Source organism: Variovorax sp. DXTD-1 (genome assembly GCF_003984625.1).
GTDB lineage: Bacteria > Pseudomonadota > Gammaproteobacteria > Burkholderiales > Burkholderiaceae_C > Variovorax.
Map to the genome: position 1 here is coordinate 37,245 of NZ_RWKH01000024.1, position 14,850 is coordinate 52,094.

The 14,850-nt window shown below is 62.6% G+C and carries 15 protein-coding genes; 4 read left to right on the forward strand and 11 right to left on the reverse strand.

From position 1 onward, the window contains the following. Positions 1 to 25: 25 nt before the first annotated feature. The 4 genes from EJI00_RS20790 to EJI00_RS20805 form a co-directional block, all read right to left on the reverse strand. A complete protein-coding gene (locus EJI00_RS20790; RefSeq protein WP_126749382.1) occupies positions 26 to 559 on the reverse strand; it encodes a chemotaxis protein CheW in 534 nt (177 codons plus the stop codon). 19 nt (positions 560 to 578) lie between these two features. Beyond that, complete coding sequence (locus tag EJI00_RS20795) at positions 579 to 944, reverse strand: PleD family two-component system response regulator (protein WP_126749383.1); 366 nt, start codon at positions 942 to 944, stop codon at positions 579 to 581. Further along, on the reverse strand, positions 944 to 1,342 hold the full coding sequence (locus tag EJI00_RS20800; RefSeq protein ID WP_126749384.1) for a PleD family two-component system response regulator: 399 nt from the start codon (positions 1,340 to 1,342) through the stop codon (positions 944 to 946). Before EJI00_RS20800 ends, EJI00_RS20795 begins: the two co-directional genes overlap by 1 nt. 83 nt (positions 1,343 to 1,425) lie before the next feature. Then, complete coding sequence (locus tag EJI00_RS20805) at positions 1,426 to 1,596, reverse strand: rubredoxin (RefSeq protein ID WP_007838397.1); 171 nt, start codon at positions 1,594 to 1,596, stop codon at positions 1,426 to 1,428. 111 nt (positions 1,597 to 1,707) lie between these two features. Here EJI00_RS20805 and EJI00_RS20810 point away from each other — a divergent pair, with 111 nt between their 5' ends. Together EJI00_RS20810 and hemL are read left to right on the forward strand one after the other, a co-directional pair. Next, on the forward strand, positions 1,708 to 2,673 hold the full coding sequence (locus tag EJI00_RS20810; protein ID WP_126749385.1) for a hydroxymethylpyrimidine/phosphomethylpyrimidine kinase: 966 nt from the start codon (positions 1,708 to 1,710) through the stop codon (positions 2,671 to 2,673). Further along, positions 2,673 to 3,968, forward strand: a complete 1,296-nt coding sequence (gene hemL / locus EJI00_RS20815; RefSeq protein ID WP_126749386.1) for a glutamate-1-semialdehyde 2,1-aminomutase — start codon at positions 2,673 to 2,675, stop codon at positions 3,966 to 3,968. Before EJI00_RS20810 ends, hemL begins: the two co-directional genes overlap by 1 nt. A gap of 96 nt (positions 3,969 to 4,064) precedes the next feature. On the opposite strand, the gene purH is transcribed toward hemL, so the two are convergent. Genes purH through dusB form a run of 3 tightly spaced genes read right to left on the reverse strand, consistent with a single transcriptional unit; the run spans position 4,065 to position 7,007 of the window. Next, positions 4,065 to 5,672: a bifunctional phosphoribosylaminoimidazolecarboxamide formyltransferase/IMP cyclohydrolase gene (gene purH, locus EJI00_RS20820; protein ID WP_126749387.1), complete on the reverse strand. Its 1,608-nt coding sequence runs from the start codon at positions 5,670 to 5,672 to the stop codon at positions 4,065 to 4,067. Positions 5,673 to 5,688: 16 nt separating this feature from the next. Further along, positions 5,689 to 5,925, reverse strand: a complete 237-nt coding sequence (locus tag EJI00_RS20825; protein ID WP_007838304.1) for a Fis family transcriptional regulator — start codon at positions 5,923 to 5,925, stop codon at positions 5,689 to 5,691. 23 nt (positions 5,926 to 5,948) lie between these two features. Continuing rightward, positions 5,949 to 7,007 carry a tRNA dihydrouridine synthase DusB gene (dusB, locus tag EJI00_RS20830; RefSeq protein WP_126749388.1) on the reverse strand — a complete coding sequence of 353 codons (1,059 nt, stop codon included), beginning with the start codon at positions 7,005 to 7,007 and terminating at the stop codon, positions 5,949 to 5,951. A 181-nt stretch (positions 7,008 to 7,188) separates the two neighbouring features. Between dusB and EJI00_RS20835 the strand changes: the two genes are divergently transcribed. Beyond that, positions 7,189 to 7,659 (forward strand): YqaA family protein, encoded by a 471-nt coding sequence (locus tag EJI00_RS20835; RefSeq protein ID WP_126749389.1) that lies wholly within the window; start codon positions 7,189 to 7,191, stop codon positions 7,657 to 7,659. 26 nt (positions 7,660 to 7,685) lie between these two features. On the opposite strand, the gene EJI00_RS20840 is transcribed toward EJI00_RS20835, so the two are convergent. From EJI00_RS20840 to ychF, 4 genes are all read right to left on the reverse strand, one after another. Further along, entirely contained in the window at positions 7,686 to 8,360 is a 675-nt protein-coding gene (locus tag EJI00_RS20840; RefSeq protein ID WP_126749390.1) for a glutathione S-transferase, read from the reverse strand. A 30-nt stretch (positions 8,361 to 8,390) separates the two neighbouring features. After that, the gene (locus EJI00_RS20845) at positions 8,391 to 9,662 is read right to left on the reverse strand and encodes an ATP-binding protein (protein WP_260590797.1); all 1,272 of its coding nucleotides are present in this window, start codon (positions 9,660 to 9,662) and stop codon (positions 8,391 to 8,393) included. Positions 9,663 to 9,675: 13 nt separating this feature from the next. Beyond that, the gene (locus EJI00_RS20850) at positions 9,676 to 12,510 is read right to left on the reverse strand and encodes a TrlF family AAA-like ATPase (RefSeq protein ID WP_126749392.1); all 2,835 of its coding nucleotides are present in this window, start codon (positions 12,508 to 12,510) and stop codon (positions 9,676 to 9,678) included. A gap of 65 nt (positions 12,511 to 12,575) precedes the next feature. Next, a complete protein-coding gene (ychF, locus tag EJI00_RS20855) occupies positions 12,576 to 13,667 on the reverse strand; it encodes a redox-regulated ATPase YchF (protein ID WP_126749393.1) in 1,092 nt (363 codons plus the stop codon). Between the two features lie 191 nt (positions 13,668 to 13,858). Here ychF and EJI00_RS20860 point away from each other — a divergent pair, with 191 nt between their 5' ends. Next, positions 13,859 to 14,815, forward strand: coding sequence for a sugar ABC transporter substrate-binding protein (locus EJI00_RS20860; RefSeq protein ID WP_126749394.1), 957 nt, complete (start codon positions 13,859 to 13,861; stop codon positions 14,813 to 14,815). Positions 14,816 to 14,850: the final 35 nt, after the last annotated feature.

The window sequence follows — 14,850 nt, forward strand, 5'->3', positions numbered from 1 at the left end:
GTTGTCTCTGGGCTGTGCATAAGCACTAGGCGCCAATACTCAAAAACTCGGGTTGCTGCGAAAGCGCCTGCAGGTTGATTTCCTGCCAGCGCTCACCCGCCGCATCGGTGTACAGATGCCCCAGCCACGCGGGTGCTTCTGCGCTTGGCGGCTCCGCGGCCGTGAAGGCCTCGGCGCCGCGCAACCCCGCCAGTCGGTCGACCAGCAATGCGCAGTTGACTTCGAGCAGCTCGTTGAGGGCAACGAGCCGCGATTGCATGCGGGCCGCCTCGGTGGCGGCCGGTCCGCTTGGAACGCCCGAGGCGAATGCCGACAGCTGCACCACGCCGAAGAGGCCGCCGCGCAGGTTGGCAACGCCAAGGAACCAGGGCGCCGTGTAAGGCACGGGCTGCGGGGGCGTCCAGGGAAAAATTTCGCCCGCGTGGCCGAGAGGAAAGAGGTACTTGCCCTCTCCCGCCTCGACCGCGAGCCACGTGGCGGCGACGCCAGTCGTGCGTGCGGCCTGCAGGCGGCTTGCTAGCCGGGACTGGAAGGCTCGGAGAGCGTCGCGATTCGCCATGGACTCGGTCGGCTCCAGCTCAGGCGAGCGCGGTGATCTTCGACATCAGGTCGGCCTCGTTGACCGGCTTCACGATGTAGTCGCGAGCGCCCTGGCGCATGCCCCAGACGCGATCGGTTTCCTGGTTCTTGCTGGTGCACAGGATGATCGGGATGGTGCCGTACTTCGGGTCGCGGGCAATCGCGCGCGTCAGCTGGAAGCCGTTCTGGCCGGGCATGACCACGTCCATGAGGATCAGGTCGGGCTGTTCTTCCTCGAGACGGCGCATGGCGTCGTCGGCGTTTTCGGCGGTCTTGACGGCAAAGCCGTTCTTGCGGAGCAGGTCTGACAGGAACACCAGTTCCGTCTTGGAGTCGTCGACGACGAGGATTTTTCGAATGGGCATTACTGCACTTCCTGTTGAACAATGCCAAACTGCTGCACGGCCTGCAGCAGCTGGTCTTTGGTGAAAGGTTTGGTCAGGTAGTCCTGCGACCCGACCATGCGGCCGCGAGCCTTGTCGAAGACGCCGTCTTTCGAAGAGAGCATCACGACCGGAACATTGGAGAATTGAGCGTTGCGCTTGATGATGGCGCAGGTCTGATAACCGTCCAGGCGGGGCATCAGGATGTCGCAGAAAATCAGATGCGGCTTGTGATCGTTGATTTTCGAGAGCGCGTCAAAGCCGTCTTCCGCCAGAAGAACCTCGTGCCCGCCCTGCTTCAGAAATATTTCGGCACTGCGCCGGATCGTATTGCTGTCATCGATGACAAGCACCTTGTAACCTGATCCATTCGGCCCCATTGCACACACTCCTGCTGAGATGAGACTTGGATGCCCGCCGCGCCGTACATCGACGCAAATCGCGTAGCCCTATGCCATGCTCTTCAGATTTCAACCATTTCGAAGTCTTCCTTGCGCGCACCGCACTCAGGACAGGTCCAGTTCATCGGGACATCGGCCCAGGCCGTGCCTGCCGCGATGCCGTCCTCCGGCACACCAACCGCTTCGTCATAGATCCACCCACAAATCAGGCACATCCAAGTTTTCGTATTCATCGGAGCTTAAAGTCCTTGTTCATTAAATGCAACGAGTGTATCTATGCGTATCTCACTGGCGGACGGTAAACGTCGCGCCCATGCCACCATCCAGGGGATTTTGCCCGGCGTATGACCATTTACTTACATCCAGCAGACAACGCCCGCAAACCGGGCGATCTTAACGACCCCTCCGCGGACGCCGAAGAGGTTGCCGAACGCGACCTGAATCCGCCCTGCGTGCTGGTCTTCAACGCCAGCGATCCGAGCGGCGCCGGCGGCCTGGGCGCCGATGCGCTGGCCATGGCGTCGGTGGGCGCCCACATGCTTCCCGTGGTGACAGGGGCGTACGCCCGCGACACGGCCGAGATATTCGACCATTTCGCCTTCGACGAGGAGGCCGTGGCCGAACAGGCGCGCGCCATCCTCGAGGACGTGGAAGTCCAGCTCATCAAGGTAGGCTTTGTGGGCAGCCCCGACACACTGAGCACCATCGCCGAGACCGCCTCCGACTATCCGGAAGTGCCGCTGGTGGCCTATATGCCCAACCTTTCCTGGTGGGACGAGAACCTGATAGAGCCCTATCTGGATGCCTTCCGGGAGTTACTTTTGCCGCAGGCCACAGTGTTGGTTGGAAACCACAGCACGCTGTGGCGGTGGCTGCTTCCCGACTGGAGCGGCGACCGTCCGCCCGGCGCGCGCGACATTGCCAAGGCGGCGGGGGAGTTCGGCGTGCCCTACACGCTGGTAACCGGCATGGTGCTGCCCGACCAGTTCATCGACAACGTGCTGGCCTCCCCGCAGTCAGTGCTCGCCAGCGAGAAATACGAGCGGCTCGAAGCCGTTTTTGCCGGTGCCGGCGACACCTTGTCGGCCGCACTGGCTGCCCTGCTCGCGAGCGGCACCGACCTGGTGGCCGCCACCACTGAAGCCCTGGCCTACATGGACCGCTGCCTCGACGCGGGCTTCAGGCCCGGCATGGGCCATGTGCTGCCCGACCGCCTGTTCTGGGCCGAGCCCGAAGACGACGAAGACGACGGTGAAGACCCCGACGCCTCCCCAGACTTTGCCCTGCCCCCTCACGACACCAGACATTGATGCCAAACGCTGACCAAAACGACATTTTTTTCGACCGCGCCCGCGCCGTCATTCCCGGCGGCGTCAATTCGCCCGTGCGCGCCTTCAAGGCCGTAGGCGGCACGCCGCGCTTCATCCGCCGTGCCGAAGGCGCCTACTTCTGGGACGCCAACGACAAGCGCTACATCGACTACATCGGATCGTGGGGGCCGATGATCCTCGGCCATGGCCACCCAGTCGTCGTGGAGGCGGTGCAGAAGGCCGTGCTCGAGGGCTTCTCGTACGGCGCGCCTACCGAGCGCGAGATCGAATTGGCCGAAGCCATCCTCGCGCTGGTGCCGTCGATGGAGATGGTGCGGCTCGTGAGCTCGGGCACCGAAGCCGCGATGAGCGCGCTGCGCCTGGCGCGCGGCGCTACGGGCCGCAAGCACATCATCAAGTTCGAAGGCTGCTACCATGGCCATGCCGATGCGCTGCTGGTCAAGGCCGGCTCGGGCCTGGCCACTTTTGGCCACCCCACCTCGGCCGGCGTGCCGCCCGAGGTGACGCAGCACACGCTGGTGCTCGAGTACAACAACATCACGCAACTCGAAGAAGCCTTTGCGCTGCACGGCAACGACATCGCCTGCCTGATGATCGAGGCGATTGCCGGCAACATGAACTTCGTGCGCGCCACGGCCGAATTTGCCAAGCGCTGCCGCGACCTGTGCACGCAGCACGGCGCGCTGCTGGTCTTCGACGAAGTGATGACCGGTTTTCGCGTCGGCCTGCACGGTGCGCAAGGCGTGCTGGGCATCACGCCCGACCTCACGGTGCTCGGCAAGGTCATCGGCGGCGGCATGCCGCTCGCGGCCTTCGGCGGCCCGCGCGCCATCATGGAACAGCTTGCGCCGCTGGGCCCCGTCTACCAGGCGGGCACGCTCTCGGGCAATCCCGTCGCCACGGCCTGCGGTTTGGCCACGCTGAAGGAAATTGCCAAGCCCGGCTTCTATGAAGCGCTGTCGAAGAAAACGCAGTCGCTGGTCGAAGGCCTCAAGACTGCCGCCGCGGCCGAAGGCCAGCCCTTCAACGCCGACAGCGAAGGCGGCATGTTCGGCTTCTTCCTGATGAACGAGCTGCCGCAGAACTACGCCACGGTGATGACCACCGACAACGCAAAGTTCAACGCGCTGTTCCACGGCCTGCTCAACCGCGGCGTGTACATCGCACCGGCGCTGTACGAAGCGGGCTTTGTGAGCGCCGCGCACAGCGACGACGACATTGCCGCCACGATCGAAGCCGCGAGGCAGATCTTCAAGGCCTCCGCGCCCCGTTAGCCGAACCTGCGGCCCATAAAAAAGCCGGGCTGTCCGCCAGCGAAACGCTGGCGAGCAGCCCGGCCTTCGCCCAGACGGGCGCATGGGCGTTGGCGCTCAGTGGCGGAAGTGGCGCACGCCCGAAAGCACCATGACCACGCCGCGCTCGTCGGCCGCGTCGATCACTTCCTGGTCGCGCATCGAACCACCGGGCTGAATGACGCAGCTCGCGCCGGCGTCGACCACCACGTCGAGGCCGTCGCGGAACGGGAAGAACGCATCGCTCGCCACCGCTGTGTCCTTGAGCGACAGGCCCGCATGCTCGGCCTTGATGCTCGCGATGCGCGCCGAATCGAGGCGGCTCATCTGGCCCGCGCCCACGCCCATGGTCATGCCGCCGGCGCAGAACACGATGGCGTTGCTCTTCACGTACTTGGCAACCTTCCATGCGAACAGCAGGTCTTGCAGCTGCTCTGGCGTGGGTTGCTTCTTGGTGACCACCTTAAGGTCGCTGGCCGCGAGCTCGTGGTTGTCAGCGGTCTGGAGCAACAGGCCCGAACCGACGCGCTTCACGTCCATGGCGTTGCGGCCGTTGTCCCAGTCGGTGGCTCCACCCTTGGGCAGGGCGATTTCGAGCACGCGCACGTTGAGCTTGGCCTTGGTCGCCTGGAACACCTCGAGCGCCTCGGGCGTATAGCCCGGCGCCATCAGCACTTCGACGAACTGCTTGTTGACGGCCTGCGCAGTGGCAAGGTCCACCGGGCGATTGAAGGCGATGATGCCGCCGAAGGCCGAGGTCGGATCAGTCTTGAACGCCTTGCTGTAGGCCTCGAGCGCGTCCGCGCCCACGGCCACGCCGCACGGGTTGGCGTGCTTCACGATCACGCAGGCCGGCACGTCGAAGCTCTTCACGCATTCCCATGCGGCGTCCGCATCGGCGATGTTGTTGTAGCTGAGCTCCTTGCCCTGCAATTGCTTCGCCGACACGAGCGAGCCCGGCGCCGGATGCAGGTCGCGGTAGAACGCGGCCTGCTGGTGCGGGTTCTCGCCATAGCGCAGGTCCTGCACCTTCACGAAGCGGCCGTTGCTTTGCGCAGGGAACAGCGAGCGCGTGGGCGAAGGCTGGCCGATGCTGGCCTCGAAGTCGATGGCCGAAAGGTAGTCGCTGATGGCGCCGTCGTAGTCGGCGATGCGGTTGAACGCGGCCACCGAGAACGCGAACTTGGTCTTGTCGCTGAGCTTGCCACCGGCCTGGAGCTCGGCCAGCGCCACGGGGTATTGCGAGGCGTCGGTCAGCACGCCCACGTCTTTCCAGTTCTTGGCCGCGCTGCGCACCATCGCCGGTCCGCCGATGTCGATGTTCTCGATTGCGTCTTCGAGCGTGCAGCCGGCCTTGGCCACCGTGGCTTCGAACGGATAGAGATTGACCACCAGCAGGTCGATGGTGTCGATGCCGTGTTCCTTGATGGCCGCCACGTGCGCGGGCAGGTCGCGGCGCGCCAGCAGGCCGCCATGAATCTTGGGATGCAGCGTCTTCACGCGGCCATCGAGCATTTCGGGAAAACCGGTGTGGTCGGCCACTTCGGTGACCGGCAGGCCGGCATCGGCCAGCAGCTTGGCGGTGCCGCCGGTGGACAAGAGCTTGATGCCAAGTCCATGCAGCGCTTGCGCGAATTCGAGGATGCCGGTTTTGTCGGAGACGGAGATGAGTGCGGTCTGGGCCATGGAATATGCCGTGTAGTTATTTCAAAAGTTTGTGTTCAACCAGCTTCTTGCGAAGCGTGTTGCGATTCAGGCCCAACCATTGCGCAGCCTTCGACTGGTTACCCTCGGCGCGCGTCATCACGACATCGAGCAAGGGTTTCTCGACCACGCGCACGAGCATCTCGTACATGCCGTCGGGTTCGGTGCCGCGCAAATCGCGAAAGTAGCTGTCCAGACTGGTACGAACGCAGTCCTCGATGTGTTTCTTGCTCATGTTTTTTCTTCTCTTCTTCTCTCTCAATCAGCGGCGCAGGCCGCCTCCTCTTCACCGGACAGCTCTTCGGCCGCCTGGTGCACGGGCATGCGGTCCATGCGGTCCGCCAACCCGTCGAAATAATCGCCGACCGCACGCAGCTGCGCGGCGGAATCTTCGATGGTGTTCATCTGCGCGCGGAAGGCTTCGCCGTCCGCAAGCGTACGCACATACCAGCCGATGTGCTTGCGCGCAGTGCGCACGCCGCTGAACTCGCCGTACAGCGCATAGTGCTCCACCAGATGATCGAGCAGCAAGCGGCGAACCTCGATGACGAGCGGCGGCGCAAGATGCGTACCCGTTGCAAGAAAGTGAGAAATCTCGCGGAAGATCCAGGGCCGGCCTTGCGCTGCGCGGCCGATCATCACCGCATCGGCGCCAGTGGCCGCGAGCACGTCGCGCGCCTTCTCCGGTGAATTGATGTCGCCGTTGGCCACCACGGGAATGCGCACCGCGGCCTTCACGGCGGCAATGGTGTCGTACTCGGCGTTGCCCTTGTAGCCTTGCTCGCGGGTGCGGCCATGCACGGTGAGCATCTGCACGCCCGCCGATTCGAAATCGCGCGCGAGCCTCACCGCATTGCGGTGCTCCTGGCTCCAGCCGGTGCGCATCTTGAGTGTGACCGGCACGTTGAAGGGCTGCGCCGCATTCACCACCGCCTGCACGATCTCGCGCGCCAGCGGCTCGTCGCGCATCAACGCGGACCCGGCCCACTTGTTGCAGACTTTCTTGGCCGGGCAGCCCATGTTGATGTCGATGATCTGCGCGCCACGCTCGATGTTGTAGACCGTGGCCTCGGCCATCATGGCCGCATCGGTTCCGGCAATCTGCACCGCGATGGGGCCGGGCTCGCCGTCATGGTTGGCGCGGCGCGATGTCTTGAGCGTGTTCCACAGGTCCTTGCGCGAGGTCACCATCTCGCTGACCGCATAGCCCGCACCCAGCTGGCGGCACAGCATGCGGAAAGGCCGGTCCGTCACGCCGGCCATCGGCGCGGCGAACAGGCGGTTTTCCAGCGTGTGAGTGCCGATCTGCAGGGTCATGGAGGAGAAAGCGTCGCGAGTTCGGCTGCTGAAAAATGAGGCACGATTGTAGCCACGCGGGATTTCGGCGACTGAAACGATTTGCGCCTGGGGTAGGGGCATAAAACCCGGCGGCTTCGGCGCTTTCTCCGACCCGTATAGGCAGGCGGGCTACCTATACTGCGTCGACTCATTTCACCTTATGCAAGCCTGGCTCGACGCTCTTCTGGCGCTACTCGCGCTTCCGCAATTCGGACTCTCCACGCTGTTCATCGCGGCCTTTGTCTCGGCCACGCTGCTGCCGGTGGGCTCCGAGCCCATTCTGTTCGGCTTGCTCAAGCTCAACCCCGAACTGTTCTGGCCGGCAGTGCTGGTGGCGACGGCGGGCAACACACTGGGCGGTGCGGTCGACTGGTGGATAGGCTACGGCGCGCACAAGGTCGCAGACAAATACTCGCACTCGAAACATCATGTGCGCGTATTGAGCTGGCTGGAGCGGCTCGGCCCCAAGGCGTGTCTCTTGAGCTGGCTGCCGATCGTGGGCGATCCGCTCTGCGCGGTGGCGGGTTGGCTCAAGCTGCCGTTCTGGCCATGCCTCGGTTACATGCTCATCGGCAAATTCTTGCGCTACGTGTGCATGACCGTGGCGCTGCTCTACATCTTTCCGGGGTAGCCGGAGCCGGCGCTCCCCGGTCAAGTTCAGCTCAACAGATCGTAGGGGCCGCCGCGTTCCAGCGCACGCCGGTAGGCCGGGCGCGCATAAATGCGCTCCAGGTAGGCCATGAGCCTGGGCCGCTTTGCATCCAGGCCGCCGCGTGCCTGCGACGCTTCGACGGGAAAGCTCATCTGGATGTCGGCCCCCGTGAACTCATTGCCGGCAAACCATTCGCTCTTGCCGAGCTCGGCTTCCATGTAATTCAGGTGGCTCTCGATGTTGGGCATGACGATGGCCGCCTTGGCCTTGCCCGAAATCATTTTTGCAATCGGCTTCACGAAGAAAGGCATCTTGCTGCGCTCGATCTTGTCGAACACCAGCTTGAGCAGCAGCGGCGACATGGCCGTGCCCTCCGCGAAATGCATCCAATAGCGGTAGCGCAGCGCCTCGGGCGTGCCCGGCGCCGGTGCCAGCCGGCCGTTGCCGTAGCGCTCGATCACCGTCTCGATGATCGCGCCCGATTCCGCCAGCGTAAGGCCGTCGTCCGTCGTGACCACCGGCGACTTGCCCAGCGGATGAACGGCCCGCAGCGAAGCGGGCGCCAACATGGTCTTCGGATCGCGCTGGTAGTGAACGATCTCGTAAGGCAGCCCGAGTTCTTCGAGAAGCCACAGCACGCGCTGCGAGCGCGAGTTGTTGAGGTGATGGACGGTGAGCATGGGCGGGGGTGCCGAGGAGGATGAAGGGGATTACCGCGGCAGCACTTGCTGCACGGCGTCAGCCGGTTGGGCGGCTGGAATCACGAGCAGCAGTTCTGACTCATCTACCAGGCTGAAAACAGGGCGCTTGCCTGACAAGCGTTCGCTGCTGTCCAGGATGATCTGAACGCCCTCCCCGCGCTTGTCCATCATGGCGCTACGGCCAGTGAACTCTTGATCCCCGTCAGGCACTGCGCACTTGGCCAGCAGGCTGGTGACGGCCTCGTTTCGCGCTGCTTGCCTGTACGGCAAGCTTTCCACCGTCATGGTGTTGGGAATGGTCCCTGGCGAATAGAGCTCCAGTCTGTCGGCAAACATTCGCAACCGGATCTTCGCACCGTGGATCGAGTAGTCCCGGTGTGCCACCGCATTGACCAAGGCCTCAAAAACCGCCGACAGCTCGTACTGCGGCAGATCGTGTCGCCCCATCTCCTTGCTGGCAAAGACCCGCATGTTCTTCTTGACGAAGTGGCAAGCCGCGAGCACCTGGGCATCGAGCGGACCGGAAATGTCTTGAGCATCCAGTTGGTAGACGGCATCTCCTTGAGGCAGCACATCCGTTCCGCGATAGGCCACGGCTTGAATGAAGGCATTCGGCAACCAACGGCGTGGGTCAGGGCTCGCCATCAAAACGCCGGTAATGGTCGGTCGAGCTGTGCCATCTGCGTCGGGCCTGGCCATCGCGAGCTTGTCAAGCAACACGTCTCTCGTGTCCTGAACGCGAGTACTGGCAAAGCGCTGCCACAGCGGGGCAGCCAAGTCGTCGAGCGTCGCTCTCGGTACCGGCTGTTCGTCGAACCTGATGATGCGAGCCTGACTGCGCTGCTGGAACAAACGCGCCAGGTAGTCAGGTGCCATTTCGCGCTTGGCACTACCGACACGATGGAAATAGCCACCGGGGCTTCTGTGCACAAAGAGGCTTCCCGAAACATCGACCTTCAGCACCGGAATCTGCTCGCCAGTGCTACTGGGCAAGGTCAAGCGCTCAATCACTGGTGCAAGCGGCGGACTGACGATGTCCAAACACAATTGCCGGACAAAGTCCTCCACCAGATCAAGACGATCCAGGGGCACACCGATCACCTCGCGCGCGTCGTCCACGCCCAGCACACAAACGCCGCCCCGGCCATTCGCAAAGGCCGCCAGTTCATCGGCCAGCGAGTCACGATGCGGGGCATTTACGCGTTGCCCGGCAAATCGCACCTCCTTGAACTCGATGAATGAATCTTCGCCGAGGCGGATTTTTTCGAGCAGTTCAGCCACGTTATCAAACACTTTAGACCTCCCTTCCCAGCCGTTGGTAGCGGCGCTCGAATGCCTCTTTGCCGCCCTCCATCACCTGGCAAACTTCATCCCGCATCTTCTGGTCTTGCAGTGAGCCTTTCTCTTTGACACGACACTCGCCTTTGTCAAACTCCAGTGCATAGATCATCTCGGCATCCCCATTTACGACGATGTTCGGGTTATGGGTCACGATGATGAGCTGACGACGCAATTTGTTGGAGCGAATCTGCTGAACGACGAGGCCATAGATCAGATGGTTATCCAGATCGTCTTCAGGTTGATCAAGCACCAAGGGCTCGTTGCCATGGGCTAACAGAAACGCGAGCATGGCTGCGGCGCGCTGTCCGGCAGATGCCTGTCCGATCGATTGGAAGTCACGGCCATCACCCTTTCGGCTGTATTCGACTTGCAGCCCATCCTCTGGGAACCAGCAAAGGATGTGGTCAACCAACTCTGGCTTTGAGAGTACCGCTCTCTGTAGGCGGTTGCGAATGTCGGCGCCTAACGCTCCGACACCGCTGCAAGCTTGCAGAAGTTGGTGCTGCACGCTCTCAATTGCGGCCAGCTTGTCTTGACTGCCTGCAATTTCTGCGACCAACCCTTCCGGTCCGATTGCACCGTCCTCGCGGTAGATGTCTTTCACAAACCGCCCGTCGGTGATGTCCAGTAGCTCTCTGAGTGAGCGCTCGATTTCATTCGGCTGGCTGTCAAATGGCTTTAGCGCCATCCGCACATGCGGGTTGCCTTCGAGCGTGGGCTGCAGGAATTCGACTCGGCGAGCGCTGATCGCTTGCCGCGCGGCCTGGACCTCGGCAATTTGTACCTTTGCTTTTTCTTCGAGGCCGTCACGCTGCTTCTGCAGCGAATCCAGACGCTTGATCTCGGTGTCCAAGCGCTGCTTCTCCTGAACCAGCCGGCCGTACTCACTTGGATCGTCCACGCCCTGTTGCTGCAGGTCGGCCTTCAGCCTGTCGTAGGCAGACCTTGCTTCGACCGCTTGTGCCATCCAGCCAGAACCGTTGAACTCCGCTTGAAGTACCCGACTCCGCTCGTCAAGGGTTGTGGCGGCCCGCTCGACTTCTGAACGCACCGTTGTGATCGCAGCTTGAAGCTTATGGATCAATTGCAGCACAGGCTCGTCTGCGATGGGGTCGAAAAGTCCATCGGGCAAATCTTCCGCCACCAACTCCTGCGCAAAGGCTTTGAATCGGCTGGCCAAGTTGGCCGCGCCCTCGAACTGACGCTCAACCTCACGGCTTTGCCGACTGGTCCGCTGATAGTTCTTCAGAATCACAGCATGGTCAGCTTCTTCGAAGCGCGCGAGTTTGCGATGAACGTCCTGCAGGCTCACCACCAGTGCATCACGGGCCCGTAGTTTTCCATCCAGTTCACGCCGCTGAGCACGCGTTGCGAAGAAGGCTTGCTTGGCCTCGTCCAATGCTGCCTGCTGCGTGCCAGTAGCCGCAGCATCATCGATGACCTTCAGCAGGGCTTGCTGGCTGTCGCCCGCCAGCGCTGCGATTTGCCCCTGGCTGAACAACCGAATCGGGAAGCGCTGTTCGTTGATGGCCTGACTGGTCGATGGTTTGAATGCCCTCGCTGTCTCGTCCCACTCCTCGACGACGAACCCTTGACCGTCTTGCGCCCAGAGCAGGCGGTAGCTGATGCCATCCCTGCAGACCTGGATACAAATTTTTGTCTCTGCGCGCAGCCCACCCTCATCGACACGACTCTTCGCCACCTTGCTGAATCGGGCAAAGGTCTGACCAGCCTCCGAGCCCACGGGGAGTTCTTTCTCTCGCCGGTATGCCAATCGCAAGGCGTGCACGACGGTCGATTTGCCTGTTCCTCGGCCACCAATCAACGCATTGAAATAGGGATTGCAAGCTAGTACGGCGGGCGTGCGCCGTCCCATGAATCGAGCGTCCGTGATTTCGATGGATTCAATGAAATGTTCCGGAGTTCTGAATGGCTTGAAATCATCGCCGTCGTCACTGCGACGAACCGACACACCTTGACCGTCCAACAAGGCGAGGCGCAAGCCTTCCAAATCGGGCGGGGCGGCCATCTTGATCCATGTGTAGCGCGAGCCAGGGACAGCCACGCCCTGAAAGGAGTGGCAATCGCTGCCGACCACACTGGCGAGATTTGGCTTTATCTCGTCCCAGATCGAAGGGTATGCGGGGCGGCCCGTCTTCCATTCCAGTGCCAACAATCCGGGCGCTTGCAGCGCTTGCTTGACCATGGCCGCCTCGAGGGTGCAGCGTCTAGTGCCAGGTGCGAGTCGGAGCAAGCCTTTCCCACCATCATCGACGTGAGCCGGAATGGCGATTCCGCCACACCGTTGAACCTCTTCAATCACCTGCAGCAAAGATTCTCGGGTGATTGCTGCACCCTCTTTGTCGTCGGTTTCTCCATGCAGATGCGCGGGGAAGCCCACACCTCCCAGCACGCTCGCGATGGTCGATGCGTTGGCTGTCGGGTCAAAAATCGCCAGCAAGTGGATCCCGCCTTGCACGGAGATTTCGACGCCAGGGAACAAATGCAGCTCTCGAAAGCCCGCCAGCGAGGTGCCGGCCGCGTCGGCCTGCTTCATCGTTGCGTAGGCCGTCTTCAGCTTGTCGATCCATTCACCGCTGTTGTGATCGGTCACGGCGATGCAGTCGATCTCTGCGGCCATGTACCTCCGCAACCAGGCTTCCGGCGTCAACTCCTGTGGCGTGCCCATAGCGGTCTGCCAAGCACCCGTGTCTTTGGATGCTGGCGTGTGCGTGTGGAAGTCAAACTTCCACCAACGCGCACCAGGATATCTATTCCACAGGTTCATAACTTTCCTCACTCTCAGGGCACACACACAGCCGAACAATTGATCCAGCTGTGAGTTCGCTCGAATCAGCTCGAAAACAGGAAGTTCATCACGTCGCCGTCTTTCACGACGTATTCCTTGCCTTCCGAACGCATCTTGCCCGCGTCCTTCGCGCCCTGCTCGCCCTTGTAGGCGATGTAGTCCTCGAACGCGATGGTCTGGGCGCGGATGTAGCCCTTTTCGAAGTCGCCGTGAATCACGCCGGCCGCCTGCGGGCCGGTGTCGCCGATGTGGATGGTCCAGGCGCGCACCTCCTTCACGCCGGCGGTGAAGTAGGTCTGCAGGCCCAGCAGCTTGAACGCCGCGCGGATCAGGCGGTTCAGGCCCGGTTCGTCCTGGCCGATTTCGGCGAGGAACATCTTCTTGTCTTCGTCGTCCATCTCGGCCAGGTCGGCTTCGATCTTGGCGCAGATGGCGACCACGGGTGCGCCCTGCTTGGCCGCGTACTCGCGCAGGCGGTCGAGGTACGGGTTGTTCTCGAAGCCGTCTTCGGCCACGTTGCCGACGAACATCGCGGGCTTGGCGGTGATGAGCGTGAAGCTCTTGACCAGCGGCTGCTCTTCCTTGGTGAACTCTAGCGCGCGCACCGGCGTGTTCTCGTTCAGCGCGGCCTGGCAGCGCTCGAGCAGGCCGACGAGCTTTTGCGCGTCCTTGTCGCCCGAGCGGGCCACCTTGGTGTGGCGGTGCAGCGCCTTCTCCACCGTGGCCAGGTCGGCTAGGCAGAGCTCGGTCTGGATCACTTCGATGTCGGAGATCGGGTCGACCTTGCCGGCCACGTGGATCACGTTCTCGTCGTCGAAGCAGCGCACCACGTTCACCGTCGCGTCGGTTTCGCGGATGTGCGCAAGAAACTTGTTGCCCAGGCCCTCGCCCGTGCTGGCACCGGCCACCAGGCCGGCAATGTCGACGAACTCGACGATGGCGGGCACCACGCGCTCGGGCTTGACGATCTCGCTGAGCTGCGCGAGCCGCGGATCGGGCACTTCCACCACGCCCACGTTGGGTTCGATGGTGCAGAACGGATAGTTTTCCGCTGCGATACCGGCCTTGGTCAACGCATTGAAAAGGGTGGATTTACCGACGTTGGGCAGGCCGACGATGCCGCATTGCAAACTCATGGGGGGTCCTCTGGGTAACCCACGATTTTAGGCGACCCGGCTTGGGCGCTGCTTGCCGGGTTTGCAAGACGGCTCCGGCTGATCAGGGTTAAACCCAGGAAGCAAACGTTTGCGCAAACGTTTTCGTTCGTTATTATCGGACCCCCCGGCCAAGACCGGCGCCCGCTCAACCACCTCAGGAGACACATCCCATGAAGTTCACCCGCCGTACGCTGCAAAGCGCAGCCGCACTGACGTTGCTGGGCGCCTTTGCCGTCACGCCCGCCCTCGCCCAGGAAAAACCCAAGGTGGCGCTGGTCATGAAGTCGCTGGCCAACGAATTCTTCCGCACCATGGAAGACGGCGCCAAGGCGCACCAGAAAGCCAACGCCTCGCAATACACGCTGGTGGCCAACGGCATCAAGGACGAGACCGACACGGCCGCCCAGATCAAGATGGTCGAGCAGATGATGGCGCAGAAGATCAATGCGCTGGTCATTGCGCCAGCCGATTCGAAGGCGCTGGTGCCGGTGGTCAAGGCGGCCATCGACCGGGGCATCCTGGTAGTCAACATCGACAACCAGTTCGACGCCGCCGCGCTGAAGGAAAAGGGCATCCAGGTGCCCTTCGTCGGCCCGGACAACCGTGCCGGCGCCAAGCTGGTCGGCGACGAGCTGGCCAAGAGCCTGAAGGCGGGCGACAAGGTCGGCATCATCGAAGGCGTTTCGACCACCTTCAATGCGCAGCAGCGCACCCTCGGCTACCAGGACGCGATGAAGGCTGCCGGCGTGACGGTGGTGGGTGTGCAGTCGGGCCAGTGGGAAATCGACAAGGGCAACACGGTGGCCGCCGGCATGATGCGCGAGCACCCCGACCTGAAAGCGCTGCTCGCGGGCAACGACAGCATGGCGCTCGGCGCGGTGGCTGCCGTCAAGGCCGCGGGCAAGACCGGCAAGGTGCTGGTGGTGGGCTACGACAACATCGGCGCCATCAAGCCGATGCTGAAGGACGGCCGGGTGCTTGCCACCGCCGACCAGTTCGCGGCCAAGCAGGCGGTGTTCGGCATCGAGACCGCGCTCAAGGCGCTGGCCGAGAAAAAGCCGCAGTCGAGCATGCCGGCCGAAGTGAAGACCGACGTGGTGCTGGTCACCAAGTCGTCCGCGAAGTAATGTTGCTCGCCCCCAGTCTTCGCGCACTTCGTGTC

What these genes read in the sequence shown, in the direction of transcription:
- EJI00_RS20790 (WP_126749382.1), bottom strand. Translation starts at nt 559, where the DNA reads ATGGCGAATCGCGACGCTCTCCGAGCCTTCCAGTCCCGGCTAGCAAGC.
- EJI00_RS20795 (WP_126749383.1), bottom strand. Translation starts at nt 944, where the DNA reads ATGCCCATTCGAAAAATCCTCGTCGTCGACGACTCCAAGACGGAACTG.
- EJI00_RS20800 (WP_126749384.1), bottom strand. Translation starts at nt 1,342, where the DNA reads ATGGGGCCGAATGGATCAGGTTACAAGGTGCTTGTCATCGATGACAGC.
- EJI00_RS20805 (WP_007838397.1), bottom strand. Translation starts at nt 1,596, where the DNA reads ATGAATACGAAAACTTGGATGTGCCTGATTTGTGGGTGGATCTATGAC.
- EJI00_RS20810 (WP_126749385.1), top strand. Translation starts at nt 1,708, where the DNA reads ATGACCATTTACTTACATCCAGCAGACAACGCCCGCAAACCGGGCGAT.
- hemL (WP_126749386.1), top strand. Translation starts at nt 2,673, where the DNA reads ATGCCAAACGCTGACCAAAACGACATTTTTTTCGACCGCGCCCGCGCC.
- purH (WP_126749387.1), bottom strand. Translation starts at nt 5,672, where the DNA reads ATGGCCCAGACCGCACTCATCTCCGTCTCCGACAAAACCGGCATCCTC.
- EJI00_RS20825 (WP_007838304.1), bottom strand. Translation starts at nt 5,925, where the DNA reads ATGAGCAAGAAACACATCGAGGACTGCGTTCGTACCAGTCTGGACAGC.
- dusB (WP_126749388.1), bottom strand. Translation starts at nt 7,007, where the DNA reads ATGACCCTGCAGATCGGCACTCACACGCTGGAAAACCGCCTGTTCGCC.
- EJI00_RS20835 (WP_126749389.1), top strand. Translation starts at nt 7,189, where the DNA reads ATGCAAGCCTGGCTCGACGCTCTTCTGGCGCTACTCGCGCTTCCGCAA.
- EJI00_RS20840 (WP_126749390.1), bottom strand. Translation starts at nt 8,360, where the DNA reads ATGCTCACCGTCCATCACCTCAACAACTCGCGCTCGCAGCGCGTGCTG.
- EJI00_RS20850 (WP_126749392.1), bottom strand. Translation starts at nt 12,510, where the DNA reads ATGAACCTGTGGAATAGATATCCTGGTGCGCGTTGGTGGAAGTTTGAC.
- ychF (WP_126749393.1), bottom strand. Translation starts at nt 13,667, where the DNA reads ATGAGTTTGCAATGCGGCATCGTCGGCCTGCCCAACGTCGGTAAATCC.
- EJI00_RS20860 (WP_126749394.1), top strand. Translation starts at nt 13,859, where the DNA reads ATGAAGTTCACCCGCCGTACGCTGCAAAGCGCAGCCGCACTGACGTTG.